This is a genomic window from Phycisphaeraceae bacterium (assembly GCA_015709595.1).
In the GTDB taxonomy this organism is placed as follows: Bacteria; Planctomycetota; Phycisphaerae; order Phycisphaerales; family SM1A02; genus CAADGA01.
This window is the reverse complement of sequence record CP054178.1, coordinates 1,298,723-1,319,386: the sequence shown is the minus strand read 5'-3', so window position 1 is coordinate 1,319,386 and position 20,664 is coordinate 1,298,723. Positions and strand designations below refer to the sequence as shown.

At 69.1% G+C, this 20,664-nt stretch carries 16 protein-coding genes; 6 read left to right on the top strand and 10 right to left on the bottom strand.

Annotation, left to right across the window (positions count from 1 at the left end; genetic code table 11):
* Nucleotides 1-474 precede the first annotated feature (474 nt).
* Nucleotides 475-2,217: a hypothetical protein gene (locus HRU76_05495; protein ID QOJ17070.1), complete on the top strand. Its 1,743-nt coding sequence runs from the start codon at nt 475-477 to the stop codon at nt 2,215-2,217.
* 172 nt (nt 2,218-2,389) lie between these two features.
* On the opposite strand, the gene HRU76_05490 is transcribed toward HRU76_05495, so the two are convergent.
* Nucleotides 2,390-2,890 carry a CHRD domain-containing protein gene (locus HRU76_05490; protein ID QOJ17069.1) on the bottom strand — a complete coding sequence of 167 codons (501 nt, stop codon included), beginning with the start codon at nt 2,888-2,890 and terminating at the stop codon, nt 2,390-2,392.
* A gap of 228 nt (nt 2,891-3,118) precedes the next feature.
* Here HRU76_05490 and HRU76_05485 point away from each other — a divergent pair, with 228 nt between their 5' ends.
* The 3 genes from HRU76_05485 (at nt 3,119) to HRU76_05475 (ending at nt 4,983) form a co-directional block, all read left to right on the top strand.
* The gene (locus HRU76_05485) at nt 3,119-3,754 is read left to right on the top strand and encodes an RNA polymerase sigma factor (GenBank protein QOJ17068.1); all 636 of its coding nucleotides are present in this window, start codon (nt 3,119-3,121) and stop codon (nt 3,752-3,754) included.
* Nucleotides 3,744-4,448 carry a hypothetical protein gene (locus HRU76_05480; GenBank protein ID QOJ17067.1) on the top strand — a complete coding sequence of 235 codons (705 nt, stop codon included), beginning with the start codon at nt 3,744-3,746 and terminating at the stop codon, nt 4,446-4,448. The genes HRU76_05485 and HRU76_05480 overlap by 11 nt, the downstream gene beginning before the upstream one ends.
* Nucleotides 4,449-4,527: 79 nt before the next feature.
* On the top strand, nt 4,528-4,983 hold the full coding sequence (locus tag HRU76_05475; protein ID QOJ17066.1) for a hypothetical protein: 456 nt from the start codon (nt 4,528-4,530) through the stop codon (nt 4,981-4,983).
* A gap of 106 nt (nt 4,984-5,089) precedes the next feature.
* Here the strand turns inward: HRU76_05475 and HRU76_05470 are convergent, their stop codons facing one another.
* The 5 genes from HRU76_05470 to panB form a co-directional block, all read right to left on the bottom strand.
* Nucleotides 5,090-5,581, bottom strand: a complete 492-nt coding sequence (locus HRU76_05470) for a dihydrofolate reductase (GenBank protein ID QOJ17065.1) — start codon at nt 5,579-5,581, stop codon at nt 5,090-5,092.
* Nucleotides 5,582-5,821: 240 nt separating this feature from the next.
* Nucleotides 5,822-6,652, bottom strand: a complete 831-nt coding sequence (locus tag HRU76_05465; GenBank protein ID QOJ17064.1) for a thymidylate synthase — start codon at nt 6,650-6,652, stop codon at nt 5,822-5,824.
* Nucleotides 6,653-6,716: 64 nt separating this feature from the next.
* Nucleotides 6,717-7,607, bottom strand: a complete 891-nt coding sequence (locus HRU76_05460) for an ABC transporter ATP-binding protein (protein QOJ17063.1) — start codon at nt 7,605-7,607, stop codon at nt 6,717-6,719.
* A 15-nt stretch (nt 7,608-7,622) separates the two neighbouring features.
* Nucleotides 7,623-9,092 (bottom strand): trypsin-like peptidase domain-containing protein, encoded by a 1,470-nt coding sequence (locus HRU76_05455; GenBank protein ID QOJ17062.1) that lies wholly within the window; start codon nt 9,090-9,092, stop codon nt 7,623-7,625.
* 34 nt (nt 9,093-9,126) lie between these two features.
* Nucleotides 9,127-10,059 (bottom strand): 3-methyl-2-oxobutanoate hydroxymethyltransferase, encoded by a 933-nt coding sequence (panB, locus tag HRU76_05450; GenBank protein QOJ17061.1) that lies wholly within the window; start codon nt 10,057-10,059, stop codon nt 9,127-9,129.
* 198 nt (nt 10,060-10,257) lie between these two features.
* Here panB and HRU76_05445 point away from each other — a divergent pair, with 198 nt between their 5' ends.
* Nucleotides 10,258-13,059 (top strand): HAD-IC family P-type ATPase, encoded by a 2,802-nt coding sequence (locus tag HRU76_05445; protein QOJ19106.1) that lies wholly within the window; start codon nt 10,258-10,260, stop codon nt 13,057-13,059.
* Between the two features lie 78 nt (nt 13,060-13,137).
* Here the strand turns inward: HRU76_05445 and HRU76_05440 are convergent, their stop codons facing one another.
* Nucleotides 13,138-13,746: a TlpA family protein disulfide reductase gene (locus HRU76_05440; protein QOJ17060.1), complete on the bottom strand. Its 609-nt coding sequence runs from the start codon at nt 13,744-13,746 to the stop codon at nt 13,138-13,140.
* Nucleotides 13,747-13,912: 166 nt separating this feature from the next.
* On the opposite strand from HRU76_05440, the gene HRU76_05435 reads away from it, so the two are divergent.
* The gene (locus tag HRU76_05435; GenBank protein ID QOJ17059.1) at nt 13,913-14,296 is read left to right on the top strand and encodes a hypothetical protein; all 384 of its coding nucleotides are present in this window, start codon (nt 13,913-13,915) and stop codon (nt 14,294-14,296) included.
* 22 nt (nt 14,297-14,318) lie between these two features.
* On the opposite strand, the gene HRU76_05430 is transcribed toward HRU76_05435, so the two are convergent.
* The 3 genes from HRU76_05430 to HRU76_05420 form a co-directional block, all read right to left on the bottom strand.
* Nucleotides 14,319-15,872 carry a PH domain-containing protein gene (locus HRU76_05430; protein ID QOJ17058.1) on the bottom strand — a complete coding sequence of 518 codons (1,554 nt, stop codon included), beginning with the start codon at nt 15,870-15,872 and terminating at the stop codon, nt 14,319-14,321.
* 103 nt (nt 15,873-15,975) lie between these two features.
* The gene (locus tag HRU76_05425) at nt 15,976-18,345 is read right to left on the bottom strand and encodes a hypothetical protein (protein QOJ17057.1); all 2,370 of its coding nucleotides are present in this window, start codon (nt 18,343-18,345) and stop codon (nt 15,976-15,978) included.
* A 67-nt stretch (nt 18,346-18,412) separates the two neighbouring features.
* Nucleotides 18,413-20,656, bottom strand: coding sequence for a BatA domain-containing protein (locus HRU76_05420; protein QOJ17056.1), 2,244 nt, complete (start codon nt 20,654-20,656; stop codon nt 18,413-18,415).
* Between the last annotated feature and the right edge of the window lie 8 nt (nt 20,657-20,664).

Below are 20,664 nucleotides of genomic sequence, written 5' to 3'. Positions count from 1 at the left end.
GGCGAAGCCGAATGCGCCCTCGTGCTGCTTGACCTAGCGTGGGACGGAGTCCCCTCCCAAGATCCGGCTCGCATCGAATCCGACGTTGAAGCAAGATGTCATGACGTTTGGGGTAATCGATGCCGCTGCGTGTGCATTGCGCCCGAAGTGGAAGCATGGGTGTGGAGCGATTCGCCGCATGTCGCTGAAGCACTCGGATGGAACTCCCCGAGCGAACTACGGGAGTGGCTCGCCAGCGAACAACTCTGGCCCGCAGGGTTGCCCAAGCCACCCGACCCGAAACGGGCGTTCGAGCGAGCCACTCGCCATCGGCGCGTCGTGCCATCATCCTCCATCTTCGGACGGCTTGCGCAAAAAGTCAGTTTCACACGATGCCAGGATCGAGCGTTCCTGCGGTTGCTGAACATTCTTCGAACGTGGTTTCCACCAAGGTGACCGCAGGCGATCGTTACAGTGGTCGTCGAGTTCCACACCATGCCCTCCTCTCCACTCATCGCTCTGTGGCGCGCCAGGCCGTTCCGCCCCGTCGCGCTGCGGCTGAGGGACGGTCGCTCCATCCTCATCCTCACCCACGAGCAGCTCGCCACCTCGCTGGATGAGCGTCGCTTCGCCGTGGTGAGCGCGGCGGGAGTCGAATCCTTCACCATCGACGACGTCGATTCGTATGACGTGCTCGTGGCGACCCAGCGGCACGTGTCATATGGCGTGCCCGAGCCCGAGGATGACGATCCGCCGCAGCGCGCTTCGATTCCTGTCCCTCACCCTGTTCCGACTCATGTTTCCGCTCGTTCTTTCGTTCCCACACTGAAACACGCGCCAGCCGCGCCTGATGCGTCGCGTCAGGCCGGATCGAGTTCCAGCGTTCCACTCCCCGACGCCCCTCAGCCGCGGGCCGACCCCGTCGCCGCCGCCAGCATGCACGCTGCCGGGCTGGACTACGGCGCCATGCAGCGGGCCATCTTCGACGCGGGCGAAGGGCGTCTGCATGTCGTCCCAACCGATGACGGGCTGCGACTCACCCAGTTCACCCTGCGCGACCGGGCGGGAAGGAACCTGCTCACGACGCTGGGGACGCGCTGGCGACTGTTCGGGCTGGAGTCGTTCGAGAACGGCCGCGCGTTCCACCTCGTCCATGCGGATGACCCCCTGCTGATCAGGCAGGTGCTCATCTGGCCGGCGGTGGAGCAGGCCAAGCTCGATCCGTTCGGGTCCGTCATGTCGCTCACCCGCGCCCGCGAAGAACTGGCCGCCATCGACGCTGCCGCGCGTCAGTCGCCCAGAGCAATCCCCGTCAGGGCCGGTTATTTCGAGTCGCTGGCGCCCAAGCCGACCGATACCGCGCCGAACTCGCGCTGGTGGGAGAATCCCGCTCAGCCCGCGACCCTTGCGCCGGACGCCTTCACGCTCGACGCCGACCCGGTCGAGATCGCGCCGCACTGGTTCGAGGAGCAGCTGCGCCTGCTCGGCCCGGATCGCAGGCCGGTCTTCGACCTGACGGAGTGCGGCTGGTTCGGCGAAGGCCGCATCGAAGGCGACCACTGGACCCTGAACCTGGTGCGTCCGCACGAAGGCACGCGGCTGGAACTGCGCATGTGGCCGGGCGAGAAGCAGGCGTCGCTGCCGGGCGGACCGCGACACCCGATGGACTTCGTCCAGCGCGCCATGCGCAACTACCACCTGTACGACCGAATCGACGTGCTGCGCGGCGTGCTCATGCGCGGACCGGCGCCGAGCGATCAGCCCGCCGCGTCCATTCCGGTGATCGACGGCGCGGTCGGATTCGTGGGCGAGCCGCCGCGACGGGTCACCGTCGAGCCGCCCTGCCACGTGCTCGAACTCTGGCCCGGCGAGCCGGAGATTGCAACGCCGTTCCTGCATCCGCGGCTGGTGGACCCCGTGGGTCGCGCCATGTTCGACCTTCGCGGGTCGCGCTGGGGCGCGATGATCGAATGGGACGCCGCGCCCGGCGCACTGCTCGGCGACCCCGCGCCCGCGTTCATTCTGCGCCTGATCAACCGCGACGAGCGCGAGCGCTTCGGCGCCGCGTCATTGCGGTTGGCGGTGCATCTGGGCTCGTGTTGCGTGCGCGGACTGGGCGGCGAGGGCTCCACGTCGCTGGGTCGGCTGCACCTTGACGCCCATCACTGCGTTACACCGGACATGCTGCTGGAGTGGCTCACCGAGTCGCTGGGGCGCGGGCGCGACCTGCCCTGGTGAGCGGTCGGAGCCGCGGACCTGTGCGACGTCGGATGAATAAGCCGGGCCGCGACGTGCGCCGCGGCCCGGCCTCTTTCCCCAGCGAGAGAGAACGGAGCGTCCCTCCCTCGACTTCTCGCACTCGATCTCACACTGGTTCGACGCGCTCCGTGTCGCGCCGAACGGGCACGGATCAGCCGCCGCGCCGCCGGCCCGGACGCGTCACCCACGCTGAGAGAGGAAGCAGCGCGATGGCGCCCGGGGACGGAATGGCGAGGATCTGCCCGCGGATCTCTCCGCCGGGGAACAGCGTCGAGTGAACGTTGATGTACAGCCCCGCGCTGAACAGCGCGGTGATCTGCTGCGCGTTGAGCGGGCCGGAGCCGGTCAGTACGCCGGACGTGCTGTTGGAGTGGGTCAGGTGAATGATGATGGGACCGTTGACGCCCGCCTGGCCGATGTGAACGTGCGCGCCGACCGAGTTGGCCAGCAGATCCTGGTATGTGCCGGAGGTCAGCGTCAGCATGCTGGTCGTGTCGTCGAACGTCAGAAGGGCCTTGCCCGTGCCCGGCGAGTTGTTGGGCGGCACCTCGTTGAGGCCGTTCATGTCGCATCGGAAGAAGAACAGATCCGCCATCGCCGCGGGGGCGATGAACGCACAGCACGCCAGCGCCAGCGTTGCTCGAAGGAACATCACGAGGACTCTCCTTTCCCAACTCCCTGACCGACCCCATCCCCCGGCGAGCAGCGCCACGTTGCATGTGATGATGACGCCGGACTTGACGCCCGCCAACGCATTCATGTCGCGTCACCCGTCACGTCTTGCGGCGATCGCCGGATTTTTTCTTCCATGCCCCGTCCGGCGGTTTCTGGTAGAAGATTGGTGCGGGCGGCGGCTACCCTCCGCCGCGGGCAGGTCACCATGTCGGCGGAACGACCCGAGTCAATGAATCCCGGCGTCGAGCCCCGTCCCCTGAGCGGGGAGGAGTTCGCCGCGCACTTCACACGGTCATTCCGTTCGGCGTGGCTGCTGGCGGTGAGCATTCTCGGCGACCGAACGCTCGCCGACGACGTGGTGCAGGAGGCGGCGCTGATCGCGTGGCGCCGGATCGACCAGTACCGTCGCGGCACCAACTTCACCGCGTGGCTGGCGCAGATTGTCCGCTTCGAGTCGCTCAATCACCGTCGCCGCGCCGAGCACCGGCTTTCGACCAGCGTGGACCCGCTGGAGATGGACCACGCCTTGCCGGGCGGCGCGGTCGTGGACCCGGCGCCCGTCATCGACAGCGCCGGTCGCCTGCGCGTCGATCAGTCGGGCTTTGACGACGCGGTGGTGAAGGCGCTGCAGGGGGTATCCGATATCGCACGGGCGTGCCTGCTGCTTCGCGTGGTGGAAGGGCTGGAGTACAGGGAAATCGCCTCAATCCTCGGCATCCCCGAGGGAACTGCAATGAGCCACGTGCATCGAACACGTTCTACGCTCCGGGAGCGTCTCTCCGGACGCCAGACGCCGCCCGACGCCGCACCGGATGAACGGAGTGGTTCCCATGCCCCATGACCATCACGATGGCCGAACGGACTCGGTGGATCGGATGATTGACGATGCGCTGTCGCGCGGGTTCGAGCCGCCGGCGGCGACGGGGTTCATTCCGCCAACGGTGTTCGCCGCGGAATCGGGAACGGCCTCATCGTCCGGACCATTGGCGGGCGCTTCACGCGCGGTTCGCCCCGCGTGGATGCGCGTCGCCGCGGTGGCGGCCTGCCTGGCGATGCTTGCGTTCAGCGGCTGGAGTCTGTGGGCGTACTTCCGCCCCATGCCCGCGGGCGAGGCGTGCGAGACGCAGCTGACCCGGCTCGACGCCTTCCTCGCACTGCGTCAGGCGGGCTTCGTTCCCGAGAAGGCGCTGACCGATCCGGCCGCTGCGTTGCGGGCGGTCGGCGACCACGTGGGCGTGCCGCTCGCCATCGGCGATCTTCCGTCCGGCGTGGAGGTTCGCGGCATGGCGACGTGCCCCAGGGTCTCGCCGTGGTGCGCCGCGCTGCTGGCCCGTGTGGATGGGGCCGACGTGGTGGTGTTCATCGACCGGCGGGCCGTGCTGGTCGGCGGTCAGCAGGCCAAGCATGAGATGGAGAAGGACGCCGCGCGCGAGGGCGTCTTCGAGCACGGGGCTGTGCTGGACTCGGTGTCGCTGAACGAGGTGTCGCCCCACGCCCAGCCGCGCCTGATCGGGCTGATTCGGGAGGGTCGGTGACCGACTGTGGGCCGATGGCTGCTGGTGACCGGCGCCCTCGCCTACCCCTTCTGGCCGGGATCGGCTACCGTATCACGTCATGCGGATGATTCCTTCCACGGGCCGCCGGTTCATCGTGTGCCTCGGCGCCGCGCTTGTTCTGGGCGCGTCCCCGCTCGGCTGTCATCGTTCCCTGTACGATGCGGACAAGGCCACTCGGGCCTACCCCGAATCGCTCCATACGACCACCGTGGTGGACATTCAGGTCTTCCGCGAGGGTGAGTCCATCGAGCTGCGCAACGCCACGGCCACGACCTACCGCGACTTCGACCTGTGGATCAACCAGCGCTGGGTCCGCCGCGTCGAGGTGCTTCGCGCGGGCGGCACGCTGCGGCTGTCGCTGTGGGACTTCTGGGATGAGCGTGGCGAGACCATCAACGCGGGCGGCCTCTTCCGCACCGACGTGCCCACGCCCGTGCGCCTGGTGGAGATTCAGATGGCGGAGGACGCTCCGATGGTGTGCCTCGTCGCCATCCGCGCCGAACCGGCGGAGTAGCGAGGTTCCCGATTGACGACAGGGCGGCCTGCGGGTGGCGCGACGCTCCGCGTCGCGCGCACGCGCCATCAACCGCAACGACTCGATCCCTCGATGCCTTGGTGCCTCACTCCACGCGCACGTAGTCCTCGAACGTCATCGCATGGACGTGCCGCTCGTCGGCGGCGTGATGCTCCGCACTCACGAGGCGCCACGTCGAAGCGTCAAACGCGGGGAAATACGTGTCGCCTTCGATCGTCGCCTCGACCCGCGTGAGGTACAGGCGATCGGCCCGCGGCAGGGCCAGCGCATAGATCTCGCCGCCGCCGATGATGAATGCCTCGGTTTCGTCGGGGCTGATGCCTGCGATGGCCTCATCCAGGGAATGGGCCACCTGCACGCCTTCGTGAGCCCATGAGCGGTCACGGGTGATGACGATGTTGGTGCGCCCCGGGAGCGGGCGCTTGATCTCGTCGAACGTCCGCCGCCCCATGACGACGTGGTGACCCATCGTCAGATGCTTGAAGCGTCTGAGGTCATCCGGCAGGCGCCAGGGCAGCCCGCCATCGCGTCCGATGACGCCGTTCTTCGAGATGGCGGCAATAAGCGAGAGGAGCATGGGGCGAATGAGGCATCAGGAGACAGGCACTGGGCACCAGGCATTGGAGAGTCGGCAGTCGACTCGGCTGTCGGGTGGGTCGAGTCCACGAGGCCCACCGGGGGATTGTGAGTTCCGAGTTCCGAGTTTCGAGTCACGAGTTCCGAGTGCTGAGTGCTGAGTGTCTGAAGTTCTGTCGCTCTGACCTCTGACTCCTCCCCCCTCTGTGTCCTCCGTGCCTCTGTGGTGAACTCCTCCCCCTCACACCGCCACCGGCGCCCGGATCGCCGGCTGCGGGCGGTAGTCCAGCAGTTCGAAGTCCTCGTACTCGAAGTCGAAGATCGACCGACGGGCGGCGTTGAGTTTCATGCGCGGCAGCGCTCCCGGCGTGCGGGTCAGTTGCTGACGGGCCTGCTCCACGTGGTTGGCGTAGAGATGCACGTCGCCGAACGTGTGGATGAACTCCCCCGGCTCCAGGTCGCACACCTGGGCCACCATCATCGTGAGCAGGGCGTACGACGCGATGTTGAAGGGCACGCCGAGGAACACGTCCGCGCTGCGCTGGTAGAGCTGGCAGGAGAGCGTGCCGCGACGCTCCGCGTCACGTGGCGGCGTTACGTAGAACTGAAACAGCACGTGACAGGGCGGCAGTTTCATTCGCTCGATCTCCGCCACGTTCCACGCGCTCACGATCAGCCGCCGCGAGTCCGGGTCGCGCTTGATCCGCTCCACCACCATGCTGATCTGGTCGATCGTTCGGTTGGGATCATCCGGCGTCGGCGCGGGCCACGAGCGCCACTGGTGGCCGTACACCGGACCGAGTTCGCCCGTGGCAGGGTCGGCCCACTCGTCCCAGATGGTCACGCCGCGCTCGTTGAGCCAGCGCGCGTTGGTGCTCCCCCGCAGGAACCAGAGCAGCTCGTAGATGATCGAGCGGACGTGCAGCTTCTTGGTGGTGAGCAGCGGAAAGCCCCGGCGCAAGTCGAACCGCATCTGCCGCCCGAACAGCGAGAACGTGCCCGTGCCTGTGCGGTCGTGCTTCTCCACGCCGTGGTCGAGAATGTCGCGGAGCAGGTCGAGATACTGACGCATGTCGGGTGATGATAACGCGCGAGCGGCGCCGGCACGATCGAACAGCGGATCGCGCTTCAGCGCCTCATGCCAAAGCCATCCGCCGCCTCGGGTCCGGCACGGGTACGGCGGCAAGCAGTGCCCGCGTGTACTCGTGCCGGGGCGAGTCGATCACCTGCTCGCGCGGACCGATTTCGACGATCCGGCCCTGCCGCATCACCGCGATGCGGTCGCACAGATGGTCCACCACCGCCAGGTTGTGGCTGATGAAGAGGTACGCCAGCCCAAGGTCGCGGCGCAGGTCGGCCAGCAGGTTGAGAATCTGCGCCTGCACCGACACATCCAGCGCGCTGGTGGGCTCATCCAGCACCAGCAGGCGCGGGTTGAGCGCCAGGGCACGGGCGATGGCGATGCGCTGCTTCTGCCCGCCAGAGAACTCGTGCGGGAAGCGCTCCGCCGCGCCGGACCACAGCCCCACGCGCTCCAGCAGTTCGGCCACGCGGCGGGCCCGCTCGCCTCGCCGAGCGAGGCGATGCACCTCCAGCGGCTCGCCCACGATGGTCTTCACGCGCAGGCGCGGGTTGAGCGAGCCACCGGGGTCCTGGAAGACGATCTGCGCGTGGCGGCGGTCGGCCTTGCTCAGGCGGACTGCGGGTCCATCCACGATCCGTCGCCCGTCGAAGAGCACTTCGCCGGATGTGGCCCGGACCAGCCCCAGCACGGTCCGTCCCACGGTGGTCTTGCCGCTGCCGGACTCGCCCACCAGCCCCAGCGCCTCGCCGGGCGCGATATCGAAGGTCACATCCTCGACGGCCTTCACCCAGCCGGCGATGCGCTGCAGCAGCCCGGCCCGCACGGGGAAGTGGACGCGGAGGTTGCACACGCGCAGGAGAGGCGACGGGGCTTCCGCGCCGGGGGCATGCTGCTCAGGGGCGCCGACCGATTCCGTTCGTGATGGCACGGCGCCGGTGGTCACGCTCCATCGTAGCGATCACGGCCGCAGGTTGATCACGTCCTCGCGTCCGCTGGGGGTCACCAGCCGAACCACCACGCCCCGCGGTGAGGAGAAGAAGTACCGCTCCATGCGGGCGTAGAACTCGTCGATGTTGTTGACCGGCTCGTCGAAGACGTGCGTGATGATGGTGCCTGGGTCGATGACGGTGTCCACGGGGCGGCCCGCGAGGATCTGCTCCACGATCACGCCGCGGCGGAAGGGCACGTTGAGCTGCCGCGCCCGCTCGGGCGTGCTGGTGGAGAGCTGCACCAGCCCCAGCGTGCGCAGAAATCGCAGCAGCGCGGGCTGCACCATCTGCTCGGGGCGCAGTTCGGCCAGCGTCACACCCACGGTGCGTCGGACGCCCTGCTTCGCCTCCTCCTCGTAGCGCCACACGTCCAGCGAGATGGTGTCGCCGGGGGAGCGGGAGGAGACCATCGACCGCAGCTGCGCCAGGGTGGCCACGCGTCCGCCATCGACGGTGAGGATCACGTCGCCTGGCCGCAGCCCTGCGTTCGCCGCCGGTCCGCCCTCGTTGACGCTGAGAATCTCCACCCCCTCGCCCTGGAACCCCCGGGCCAGCGTGGGTTGCGAGATGGCGGGCTGCAGCTGCACGCCGATGAAGCCGCGCGACACCTCGCCCTTGCTGATGAGCTGCGGCACGACGGACTCGATCATGGTCATGGGAATCGCCAGACCGATGCCCGCAAAGGAGCCCTGGCTGGTGGTGGATTCCCGCCGCCCCGTGGCGATGGCGGTGTTCATGCCGATCACCTGCCCGTAGATGTTGGTGAGCGGTCCGCCCGAGTTGCCGGGATTGATGGCGGCGTCCACCTGGATGAAGTTCTGATAGTGCAGCGTCTCGAGCTGGGCGTCCCGCCCGATGCCGGAGACGATGCCCTGGCTCATCGAGAAGCGGAAGTCGAAGGGCGACCCGAAGGCGAAGATGCGGTCGCCCTGGCGCACGGTGGTCGAGTCGGCTCGCTCCGCCGGGTGCAGGCCGCCCGGCGCGATGCGCAGCACGGCGATGTCGGTGCGCAGGTCGGTTCCCACCACCTCGGCGTCGCGCAGCGTGCCGTCGTGCAGTTGCACCTGGATGCGCTGGGCCTCCTCGATCACGTGGGCGTTGGTGACGATGTGCCCGTCCTCATCGAAGACCCAGCCGGAGCCGGACGAAAGCTGCACCTGCGGGCCGGTGCGCAGCATGAGGCGCGACTCCGAGTCCTTTCGATACGTGGAGATGTAGACCACCGACGGCTCGACCTTGGCCGCGATGTCGCGGTGGGCCTGATTGATCTGCTCCAGCACGTTGTCCGTGCGCAGCCGATCGCTGGCCTGGATGATCGACGCCTGCGTGCGGGCGTAGGTGAGTTGTCGAACCGCCATCGGTCCGGCCAGCAGCACCGCCGCCACCGTCACCAGCACCGCCACGCTCGGCCCGTACGCGCCCAGATTGCGCGATGACATGCCCAACTCCTTTTGATCGACGGTGAACTCCCCCTCATCCTTCGGAAACACCCTTCAACCCGTTCATTTCACCGGCATCCATACGGTACGGATGCTCCCCCAGATCGCGCCGCTTCACCCGGTCGGCCCATTTCGCCGCGGCGTCCATCAGGTGTCCGCCGCCATCCGTCAGCGGGGGGGCGAAGGGGGGCTGGCGGGGGGTCAGCCCCAGCAGATCCTGCAGCACCACGATCTGGCCGTGACAGGCCGGGCCGGCGCCGCATCCGATCACGGGAATCTTCACGGCGCTCACGATCGCCTCGGACACCTCCGCCGGCATCGCCTCCAGCAGCAGCATGGATGATCCGGCGTCCTCCATCGCCCGGGCGGCGTCGATCAGTTCCCGCGCCTCCGACGCGGTGCGGCCGGCGAAGCGGTATCCGCCCTCCCGCCGCACGTGCTGGGGGCGCAGTCCGAGGTGGGCGACCACGGGCACGCCGGCGTGGGCCATCTTCGAGACCAGCCCCGTAAATGATCGGTCCACCTCGAGTTTCACCGCGTCGGCCAACCCCTCGGTCATGAAGCGACCGGCGTTGCGAAGCCCGTCGGCGTCGCTGGTCTGGTAGGACATGAAGGGCATGTCCGCCATGACAAGGCAGTTGGGAGCGCCTCGCTTCACCGCCGCGGTGATGAGAATGAGGAAGTCCAGCGGCGCATGGATGGTGCTGGGCAGACCGAGAATCATTTCCGCCGCCGTGTCGCCCACCAGCAGGACGGGAATCCCCGCCTGCTGCAGCCATCGGGCGGTGGTGGCGTCGTAGCATGTGAGGCAGGCGAAGGGCTCGCCCTTTTCGACAAGCCGGGCGATTGACCGCGCCGTCATCGGCTGGCGGATGGGCTCGAACCGCGGCGACGCGAGCGGGCGGGATGCGGCGTCTCCCAGTACGATCTCGGGCACCGACGAGGGTCGCGACGGGGTGGCGGTCATGGAGGATTGTACGGGGGTGGGAGATGGTTGGGGGCCACCCGTCTTTCCCGCACTTTTCCGCACTCGACCAGACGGGACGATCCGGCTCTGATGTCGCCGATCGGCGGTCCGGGGTGGCGAGCGCCCGCCGCGCACGAAGAATCCATGCATCCAGCGCCTTCCATCTCGACCGGCGACAGCCCCCCGACCTGGCATGCAATGCCCGTTCCGGAGGTGGCCTCGGCGCTGGGCGTCACGCTGACGCGCGGCCTGAGCGCCGACGAGGTCCGTCAGCGACTGGAGCGACATGGCCGCAACGTCATCACGCCGCGGCGCGGGCGCGGCGCGCTGATGCGATTCCTGTCGCAGTTTCACTCTCCGCTGGTCTACATCCTGGTGGTCGCCGTGGTGGTCACGGCCGGGTTGGGCGAGTGGGTGGACAGCGCGGTGATTCTGGCCGTGGTGCTGGTGAACGCGGTGGTGGGTTTCGTGCAGGAGTCGCGCGCGGTTCACGCCATCGAGGCGCTGGCCCGCACCCTGAGCGCCGAGGCCACGGTGCTGCGAGACGGGGAGCGCCGTCGCCTCGACGCCTCGCTGCTCGTGCCGGGCGACGTGGTGATCCTCGCCGCGGGCGACCGCGTGCCGGCGGACCTGCGCGTGGTGGACGAGCGCGACGTCCACGTGGATGAATCGGCGCTGACGGGCGAATCGATGGCGGTGTCCAAGCGTTTCGACCCGCTGCCCGAGTCCACGCCGCTGGCGGATCGGCGCAATATGGCCTACGCCTCGACGCTGGTGACGCGCGGCCATGCCGTAGGCGTGGTGATCGCCACGGGCGACGACACCGAAGTGGGGCGCATCAGCGGACTGATCGCCTCGGTCGAGAGCATCGACACGCCTCTCACCCGCAAACTGGCGCAGTTCAGCGGTGTGCTGCTGTGGCTGATCATCGCGGTGGCGGCGGCGATGTTCGGCGTGGGGGTGGCGCGGGGCATGGATGTGTCCGACACCTTCATGGCGGCGGTGGCGATGGCGATTGGCGCGATTCCCGAGGGCCTCCCCGCCGCCATGACCATCATGCTGGCGGTGGGAGTGTCGCGCATGGCGTCGCGCCGGGCCATCATCCGCAAACTCCCGGCGGTCGAGGCGCTGGGCAGCACCACGGTCATCTGCTCCGACAAGACCGGAACGCTCACCGAGAACCAGATGACCGTCCAGCACGTCTGGGCCGGGGGGCGGGGCTTCGAGGTGACAGGAACGGGGTACGACCCCGCCGGCGAAATCCGCGAAGGCGCCGCGGCCGCGGACCCCGCCGCGCATCCCGCCCTGCTGGAGTGCCTGCGGGCGGGGCTGCTGTGCAACGACGCCTCGCTGCTCCGCGCCGACGGGCGATGGACGATCCAGGGCGATCCCACCGAAGCCGCGCTGATCGTGGCGGCGCACAAGGCGGGAATGACGCAGACGACCATTGAAGCGGCTTCTCCACGGATCGACGTGATTCCATTCGAATCGGAGCATCAGTACATGGCCACGCTGCACGCGGCGCCCGAGGCGAGCAGCGTCCGTGAGGGAGCGGACGGGGAAGCGAGCGCTCCGGGGACAGGAGGGTCCGCCGGGCGGCTGATCTGCGTCAAGGGCTCGGTGGAGCGCGTGCTGGGCATGTCCGTGGACATGCTTGACCATGAGGGACGCCGCGCCCCGCTGAATGCTCCGGTCATACTGGCCGAGGCGGAGCGACTCTCCCGGCGAGGGCTGCGCGTGCTGGCGTTCGCGCGCGGCGCGGCGCCGCCCGGGGCTTCGTCGCTCTCGCGCGAGCAGGCGGAGCGTGGGCTGACGTTCCTGGGGCTTCAGGGGATGCTCGACCCGCCCCGTCCGGAGGCGATCGACGCCGTGGCCACGTGCCGCGACGCGGGCATCACGGTGAAGATGATCACGGGCGACCACGCCGGTACGGCGGCGGCGATCGCTCGGATGATCGACCTGGGCCCCGGCCGCGGAGCATCCGCTTCCGCTGGGCACGGACGGGCGAGTGGTGCGGATGGCTCGCCCGCTGGTGTGACCGAGCCCGCGCCGCAGGTGGTCACGGGCGCAACGATGGAGCAGACGCCCGACGCCGATCTGCCGGACCTGGCGGAGCGAACCCATGTCTTCGCCCGCATGACGCCCGAGCAGAAGCTGCGTCTGGTGAAGGCCCTGCAATCCCGCGGGCACGTGGTGGCGATGACGGGCGACGGGGTCAACGACGCGCCCGCGCTCAGGCAGGCCGACATCGGCGTGGCGATGGGACTGGGGGGCACCGAGGTCGCCAAGGAGGCCGCCGACATGGTGCTGGCGGATGACAACTTCGCCTCGATCGAGGCGGCGGTGGAGGAAGGCCGCACCGTCTTCGACAACCTGACCAAGTTCATCGTCTGGACCCTGCCGACCAACGGGGCGGAGGCGATGATCATCCTCGCCGCCGTGGTGGCGGGGCAGCAGCTGCCCATCCTGCCGGTGCAGGCGCTCTACATCAACATGACCACGGCGGTTCTGCTGGGTCTGCCGCTGGCCTTCGAGCCGCGCGAGGCGGACGTGATGGCGCGTCCGCCGCGCGATCCCCGGCAGCCCATCTTCACCTTCGAACTCTTCATGCGCACGGGGTTGATGTCGCTGCTGCTGACCATCGCCGGCTACGGGTTGTTCGAGTGGGCGCAGTGGCGCGGATTGAGCGATGCGCAGGCGCGCACCATCGCCGTTTCGGTGGTGGTGTTCGGCGAGGCGTTCTACCTGTTCAACTGCCGCTCACTGGTGCGATCGGTGTCATCGGTCGGCTGGTTCACCAATCCGCTGGCGTGGGCTGGCGTGGCGGCCATGACCCTGCTCCAGGCGGGCGTCGCGCACGTGCCGGTCGCCAACCGTCTCTTCCAGACGGCGCCGCTGGACCTGGCGTCGTGGGGCGCGGTCATCGGCGCGTCGTGGTTCGTCGCGCTGATCGTCTCGTTCGAGAAGTGGATGCGCCGACGCGCCGCGCGTCGCGGCTGACGCGTGGATGGCGTGACGCGCCGCGTCGCGCGTCATCGCGGCGATTCGCGGCGCCGGTCGCCCGACCCGCCGCATGGTTCACGGCCCGGAGGCGACCATGTGCAGGTCGCGGCGCACGCTCGAGGCGGACTGCGCCCCGGTGCGGATGAAGCGGATCACCCCGCGCCCATCGGCATAGATGAGCGTGGGAATGGCGCGAATGTTGAATGCGTTGGCGGTTTCGAGCGAGGCCATCAGGTCGATGCCATGACCGTCCGACATGCCGCTGCGCCGCTCCCGCGTGATGAAATCGCGCACCTTGTCGTCCGTGTCGTCCACCGAGAGCGAAAGAACCACGGCCCGTCCGGCCAGTTCATCCGCCATGTCGGCGAAGGTCTTCCGCTGGTCGCGGCAGGGCGGGCACCAGGTGGCCCAGAAATCCAGGATGACGGGCGTCGTTCCATCAAGGTACTCGCCCAGGTCCACGGCGCGTCCGTCCAGGGTGCGAGCGGTCATCCCACGGATGGACATCTCATCGCCGCGGATCGGTTGATCCGAGTGGGCCGCCGCGCCGGTGGAACCGCCCGTCACGGCGCTCAGCACCGCGGTGCAGGCGGGGCAGAACCCGGTCGAGCCCGCCACGACGACGTATCCGGCCAGGACCGCGGGAATGGCCATGATCTTGAGAATCGTTGAGGCGGTCGCCATGAGGAATGCATCCTTTCCCCGTCCATCGTATCGCGGCGGCGCAGCATCTGCGCCTGAGCCGTCCACCAAGAGGGAAACACTGGATGCTGGAGGATTGTTCCCACTGAATCCGCGTCCGAAAACCGCCGATGGTGAGAAGACAACCGACACAGACAGGGGAAGCACCATGATGAAGATCAACGGCATGAAGATCCACGGCGCCACCAACACGCAGAAGATGGTGATGCTGGCCATCTACGAGGGCTGGCTGCTTCGCCTGGTGGACGGGCGCGGCTGGTGCCTGTTTCAGCCGGGGCGCACCCGACCCTTCGCGGACGTGAAGGAGAAGCACGTCGAAGCCATGACCGAGGCCGGCTGGCTCACGCCCGGATCGACGCCCAAGGGGCTGGGCTTCCGTCCCGCCAAGGATCTCACCGCGGCGGGGCGCAAGTACGCCGAGCGGCTGGTGCGAGAGAACTGGGCGACCAGATACGACTGGGATGAGGAACGCCATATCGATGGTCGCGTCGGCGACCCCGGCGAGCGCGGCTCCTTCCGCCTGGCGGCGTGATCGGGCGGCCTGCCGCGCAACCTCACCACCGGAATGCCGAACGGCCCGTGCGAGCAGCGATCTCGCGCCGCAGGGCGTGGCCGGTTTCCGCGTCAAGGTAGGGCACCTGGATGCGATGATCCGCCGGTCCCGCTCCGGCGGTGTCCACGGCGAGCGACACGTGGCCGTGACGCCGGTCGAAGGGCGACTCGCGCAGGGTGACGGCCTGAATCTTCTCGATGATGGTGGCGCTCCACTTCCGCCTCACCGCTCCGCTGCGAAAGAGCACGCTGCCGTCACTCAGGGCGTAACGCATGAAGCGATACTCCCGCAGGGCCACCCACACCGCGAACCCCGTCAGCAGCGGAACCGACGCCAGCCCCCAGGGGCGGAAGACGAGCGAAAAGAACGTCGCCACGATCAGCCAGCCGACGATGTGCGAGAAGAGCAGTCTTCGACGCCCGCGGGGATGAACGGGTCGCCATTCCGCCGGCTGGAGTACGTCGAAGGCCGGGTGAATCTCGCGCAGCACGCGCGGGGCGTCGTCGCGCGGCACGAGGGGCACGAACCAGCGGCCCGAGACGGTGTCGTCCTCATCCTTGCCGCCCCCCGCCGTCTCGATGCGGATCGACACGCGCCGAAAGAGACGGTGGAGCAGCCCCTCCTGCACGGAGACGAACTGCACGCGCCGCCTGGGCACGGTGGCGGCCCGCCTGGTGAACAATCCGCACTGCACGCGCAGGTCGTCGCCGCGCCGCTCCAGCGTGTATCCCCAGAAGCGCAGGAGCGACCAGACGACGGAGAGCAGCGTAAGCGCCAGCGCCGCGGACACCACCACGCCCGCCCCGATGAGCAGCCCGCCCGCCCAGTCGAGCGTGCGCAGGTAGTTCTCCACGTGCTGACGGAAGCGGATGCGTTCGAACAGGTCGTACTCCCACGCCGCGCCAACCGCCACCGCCACCAGTGCGATGCCCCGGTTGGCGACCACGCCCAGCTTGAGCAGTTCGACGGGCGGCAGTCGGTGAAGGACGACTGTCCCGTCGGCGGCGGCAAGGGTGGTCTCATCGCCCGGCGAGATCGGTACGGAGCCAACCCCCGCCTCGTTTCGAATCGCCCCTGCCCGCTGGTCGCGTCCGGCGAAGACGCGCTGTCGAATCTCATCCACCGCGCCCAGCGTGATGACCTTGAGCACCGCCTCCGGCTCGTTGCCGCCTCCCGTGTCCAGCCGCACTTCGGCCAGACGGAAGAGCCGGTGGAAGAGGTTCTGCGTGAGGTCGATGTTCTGGATGCGCGCGAAGGGAATGTGCCGCTCGGAGCGGAAGAGCAGCCCGCGGTTGATGACGATCTCGCCTTGGGCGAAGCGGTATCGCAGCGTGAAGTAGGTGAAGAGCTCGAACAGAATGCTGGGGATGAACATGGCCATCAGCCACACTTCCCACCCGCCGCGCTCGCGGGCGAGAAAGAGGACGATCAGCCCCGGGATCAGCAGGTTGCGGACGTGGGAGGCGAAGCGGAAGAACAGCGACAGCGGGTGCAGCCGCCTCGGGCGACGGTCGGGAGCGGCGGGATGGCCTGATGCATCGGCGGCGGATGACACGGGAGAGGGTAGCGGGGGAAGCGTCGGCGTGGGGGCGTGGGGGCGTGGGGGGGGTGGATCGCTCCAGGGCTGCTCCCCAGAGGCAGGACCACGACGGCCGTCCCTACGCCAGCCGCAGCGCCTTGCGACCCACCCACTCCGACGCGAGCAGCAGCAGCACGAGCAGGAAGGCCAGCGGCGTGTCCCACAGCCGCTCGGTGAGGGGGTTGGGCGTCGTCACCGACCGGTCGCGCAGCAGGGTGGTGTTGAGCCGCTCGATGTCCGACGCCGTCTCCAGCACGCGCCCGCCCGTGTCGCGCGAGAGGGCGGCGAGCAGGTCATGATCGGTCTCCGGGCGTCGAAGCTCATTCTCCGGATTGAAGACCTCGGCGTCGGCCAGCAGGGGCTGGGCGGCGATGAGCGCATCCTGCACGCGCACACGCAGCGTGCCGGCCACGTCCGGCAGAATGGTCGCCACGTACTCGCCGGGGGCGCCATCGACCTGGCGCAGATCGACTTCCGCCAGCCGCGCCCCCGCGGCGTCCTCGATGGTGGCGCGGATGGAGCGGGCGTCCAGTTCCGCCAGCCGCGCATCGAGCAGCCGAAGCGTGATCTGCATGGGCTGGCCGACGGCCAGTCGTCTCGGCTCCACCTCCAGCAGCGCGGGCGTGTCGCCGCCCGAGAGCGTCTCGCGCCCCAGCATGCGGATCATCTGCACCCAGAACTGCTCGGGCAGCAGGTCGCCTCGCCCGTAGCGCCAGCGCCAGATTTCATCGGTGGCGACATAGATTGTCTGCCCCGCGCCGTATCGCATGTGGATGACCACCGGCAATTGAGCACCACCGATGGGCTCGGTGGTCACCGCCAGCGGCTGCGCGGTGGGCTTGAGCTGCGTGGGCAGAATCCGCTGCGCCCATTGAAGACGCGACCAGCGGAAACTCGGGTCGGCCAGCTCGCGCGGCCAACCCACCTGCCCCGCGCTCACCAGCCGCAGCACGCCCAGCCGATCAGCCAGCGGCGTGGGCTCGATGGTCACCGGCCTGCCGATGGCGGGCAGCGACAGCGTGCCGCGGATGGGCAGCAGATCGGCCAGCACCGCCGCGGTGCCCGTGAAGGACGCGGGCGTCCACCGTTCGCCGCCGATCCACAGCAGCCCCGCGCCGCGCTCCGCCACGTGGTCGCGGATCATCTCGAGCTGGCTGGGCGAGAAGAACGTGCCCGGCACATCGCCCAGAATGATGACGTCGAACTCGGCGAACTCCTCCGGGCTGCGCGGCAGGCGCGTGATGGGCGTGTTGCCCTCCTGCGCGAAGTCGCGGTCCGCCGAGAGCAGCATGATCGAGCTCTGCACCGACTGCTCGCGGATCAGCAGCCAGCGCAGGTAGCGGAACTCCCAGCGGGGGTAGCCGTCCACGTAGAGCACGCGCAGCGGACGATCGACCAGTTCAATCGTGAAGGGACGGATGTTGTTATCCGGCACCAGGTCGTCGGTGGCGGTGCGCACTTCGACGCGCCAGGTGGCGTCCCCCGCCGCACCCGGCTCGGCGGTGAGGGTGACGCTGTCGCCCCCGCCGGGCTGAAGGGGCTGCTCGTCCAGCGTTTCGCCGGTGGCCTCGTCCACCAGTCGCACCGTGGCCCCCAGGTCGCGCACCGCCTCGCCGAAGCGGTCCAGCTCCACCACGACAGGCACCTTGTCGCGCACGAAGGCGCGGCGGGGCGCGTCCACACGGCGCACCGCCAGGTCGCCCAGCGGATCGCGCGAGCCCAGCGGCACCGTGAAAACGGGAATCTGATCCGCCTGGAGGCGACGCACCAGCGACCGGCTGGGCGGGTCGATGGTGCGCCCGTCGCTGAAGAGCACGATGCCGCTGATGGGCCGGGCGGCGGCCTTCTGCAGCGCCTGCTCGATGGCGGCGGCGATGCTGGTGCGGCGGCCCGTCGGCTCACCCAGGTCGGGCAGCGTGAACGATCCGTCGCCGACGCCAGACGAGCCGCCCGCGGCGGAGTCCGCCCCGCCGGAAAGATCAAACGCACTGTCGTGGAAGCCCAGCCAGAGCACCCGGCGGCGCTGCTGCATCTCCGCCCAGGCGCCGCTCGTCCGCGTGAGCAGCGAATGCAGCTGCTCCTCGCGTGACTGACGCCGCTGGCCGGTTCCCGCTCCGGGGGCGTCGGCGATCTGCATCGACTCGCTGCGATCCGACAGGACCAGCACCCAGTCCGGCTCAACCGTTTCGCGCGGCAGTTCGAGCAGCGGACCGCAGAGCAGCACCGTCACCAGCAGCAGGATGCCGCCGCGCACCACCGCCAGGATGCCCCGCCCGCGACGATCGCCCTCGAGCTGCGCGTACGACCAGATGGCGAAGAGCACCGCCGCGAAGAGGATGATCGTCCATGCCCAGCCGGGCAGCGACCGCTCCCACGCCAGCCGAAGACCCTCCGCCTCCGCAGGGATGCGTTCCAGGTCGAGCAGCCATCGGACGAGTGGGGAGTTCATAAGGAGAGTGAATGCTGTGGAAGTTCCGAGTTCTGATGCCAGTGCCTGGCGCCTGATGCCCGGCGCCTCAGGCCTTTCCTGCCAACGTCGGACTCAATCCGCCCGTCGTGCTGACCCCGCCGCTGCCACGGTAGGCGTGGCTGAACCGGCGCGCCAGAATCGTCTCCGCCACCAGCAGCGCCAGCACCACCGTCAGCAGATACCCCGCCAGCGCGGCGCCGGTCTCCGCCTCGGCGAGCAGTGCGGCGGGCTGCGCCGGGTCGAACACGCGCCACGAACCCGACGCCCCCAGCCACGCCGCCACCGCCGCCGCGCTCTGCGGATCGGTTCGGGCGGCCCGCGGGTCGAGATTCACCGCCACGCGCCCCACGCGCAGACCCGCGCCATCGACCACCTCGTACAGACCGGCCTTCTCCAGCGGCCGCGTCGGGCGGCGGGCGGCGTCCAGCGCGAAGGTCACGCCATCGGGCGCGACCACGCTCTCCGCGGCGCGGGCCAGCCCCGGCAGAGCGGGCTGGTCGCCCACTTCGATGCGCTGCGTGGAGCGGATCATGTTCAGGCCCTGACGCACCATTTCCTGGAAGAGCGGCACCATGAACATCTGGATGGGCAGGGTCGTCCACTCCGGGAACTGCGGCGCAACGGCCAGGTACAGCACCAGCCCGCGCGTGGACTGGTGCGACTCGCCGCCTCGCTCGGCGAGATCGGGCGCCGCCGCGCGGGGCGAGCCGATGACGAGCATCGGCGCGCCGTTCTCGAACACCAGCACCGCTTCCGCCTGCGATGACGCCGTGTCCACCGACAGCGAGCGGTAGGTGATGAGCGAGCGCGTCAGGTCGGGCAGTTCGCCCTGCAGCAGCCGAAGCAGTTCCGACGCGGGCTGCTCGTCGGCCATGAGAAGCCCATTCGGGTGGGACGACGCCTCCAGCGGGAAGCGCCACGGCAGATCGAGGTGCGACGCGAAGACCTCCGTCCACGAGTGAACGTTCAGGTCCGCGGGCGGCACAATGATCGCCAGCCCGCCCCGATCCACGAACCGCCGCACCGCGCCCCAGCCGGACTCCGTCAGCCGATCCGGCTGCGCGATGATGACGGCGTCCGTCGCGCGCAACTCGACATCATCCACCGAGCCGGGCGGCAGGTCGATCACATCAATGGGGCTCTGGTCGCTGGTGCGCAGCGCCCGGCGGATCCACTGCCCCGGCGTCAATCGCTCGATGGAGGCGATGCGCTCGAAGGTGGGCGGGCTCACCAGCGTCACGCGAAGCCGGTCGCGCACGTCCAGCGTGACGTACCGCGTGTTGTCCGCCGCCAGGGCGTCGTCATCATCCACGATGGCGGTCAGACCGATCTCGCGCCCCAGGGCCCGATCGTAGTTGATGGTGAAGGTGACCGACGCATCCGCCTGACCCGCGCCCCACTCCACCGTGCGCGGGGCGGCGGAGATGTCGTCGCCCGAAAGCCGCAGGCGCGACGCCCCGCGGGGCAGGTCGCCCCCATGTCGCGCCAGATGAACGGTGATCTGCTGCGATCCGTCCGCCGCGCCGGGCAGGATGAGCCGGCGCACCGGCGTCAGGTCGGTGATCTGCACGTTGGGCGCGGGCGATTCGGCGGGCGGCGAGGCGAGCAGCAGCACATCATCCCCCAGCCCGGCGAACAGGTCGCCAAGCGGCTGATCCAGCGGAGCCGCCCCGGCGCGGAAGTCGCTGAGCAGGTAGACGACGGCGCGGCGGCCGTCCTTCTGCAGGTCGGTCACGGTATCGCGCGCGAGGCGCAGCGCGCCGGCCAGATCGCTGGGCGACTGCGAGGCGGTCAACCCTTCCAGCAGCGTGATGATTGCGCCGTGGTCCACCGACGGTGGAATGACGGGTGACGCGATGGGCCTTGCTGCCGTGATCAGCCCCACCGCCTCCGACGGTCCGAGCGAGCGAATGACGCCGATGGCGTGGGCGACGTGGCGGGCGAGGGCGTCGCTTCTTTCGGCGCCCGGGGGCGTCGTGGCGGCGGTCACGCCGTTGTCGATGATGAGGATGACCGCGCGAGATTCGTCGTTGTCCAGCAGCCCCGCCGCGTCGAGCAGGGGACGGGCCAGCGCGCCGCCCAGGAGCAGCACGATGAGGCAGCGCACCGCCAGCAGGATGAGCTGCTCCACCTGCAGACGGCGCTTGTTGCGCTTGAAGGCCTCGATGAGAAACCGCATGGCCGCCCACTCGATGGGCCGCCGCCGCTGCCGCCAGAGCAGGTGGATGATGATCGGGATGGACATCCCGACCGCGCCGGCCACCGCGAGCCATGTGGTGACAAAGGTCATTCGCGGGG

What these genes read in the sequence shown, in the direction of transcription:
- HRU76_05495 (QOJ17070.1), top strand. Translation starts at nt 475, where the DNA reads ATGCCCTCCTCTCCACTCATCGCTCTGTGGCGCGCCAGGCCGTTCCGC.
- HRU76_05490 (QOJ17069.1), bottom strand. Translation starts at nt 2,890, where the DNA reads ATGTTCCTTCGAGCAACGCTGGCGCTGGCGTGCTGTGCGTTCATCGCC.
- HRU76_05485 (QOJ17068.1), top strand. Translation starts at nt 3,119, where the DNA reads ATGTCGGCGGAACGACCCGAGTCAATGAATCCCGGCGTCGAGCCCCGT.
- HRU76_05480 (QOJ17067.1), top strand. Translation starts at nt 3,744, where the DNA reads ATGCCCCATGACCATCACGATGGCCGAACGGACTCGGTGGATCGGATG.
- HRU76_05475 (QOJ17066.1), top strand. Translation starts at nt 4,528, where the DNA reads ATGCGGATGATTCCTTCCACGGGCCGCCGGTTCATCGTGTGCCTCGGC.
- HRU76_05470 (QOJ17065.1), bottom strand. Translation starts at nt 5,581, where the DNA reads ATGCTCCTCTCGCTTATTGCCGCCATCTCGAAGAACGGCGTCATCGGA.
- HRU76_05465 (QOJ17064.1), bottom strand. Translation starts at nt 6,652, where the DNA reads ATGCGTCAGTATCTCGACCTGCTCCGCGACATTCTCGACCACGGCGTG.
- HRU76_05455 (QOJ17062.1), bottom strand. Translation starts at nt 9,092, where the DNA reads ATGTCATCGCGCAATCTGGGCGCGTACGGGCCGAGCGTGGCGGTGCTG.
- panB (QOJ17061.1), bottom strand. Translation starts at nt 10,059, where the DNA reads ATGACCGCCACCCCGTCGCGACCCTCGTCGGTGCCCGAGATCGTACTG.
- HRU76_05445 (QOJ19106.1), top strand. Translation starts at nt 10,258, where the DNA reads ATGCCCGTTCCGGAGGTGGCCTCGGCGCTGGGCGTCACGCTGACGCGC.
- HRU76_05440 (QOJ17060.1), bottom strand. Translation starts at nt 13,746, where the DNA reads ATGGCGACCGCCTCAACGATTCTCAAGATCATGGCCATTCCCGCGGTC.
- HRU76_05435 (QOJ17059.1), top strand. Translation starts at nt 13,913, where the DNA reads ATGATGAAGATCAACGGCATGAAGATCCACGGCGCCACCAACACGCAG.
- HRU76_05425 (QOJ17057.1), bottom strand. Translation starts at nt 18,345, where the DNA reads ATGAACTCCCCACTCGTCCGATGGCTGCTCGACCTGGAACGCATCCCT.
- HRU76_05420 (QOJ17056.1), bottom strand. Translation starts at nt 20,656, where the DNA reads ATGACCTTTGTCACCACATGGCTCGCGGTGGCCGGCGCGGTCGGGATG.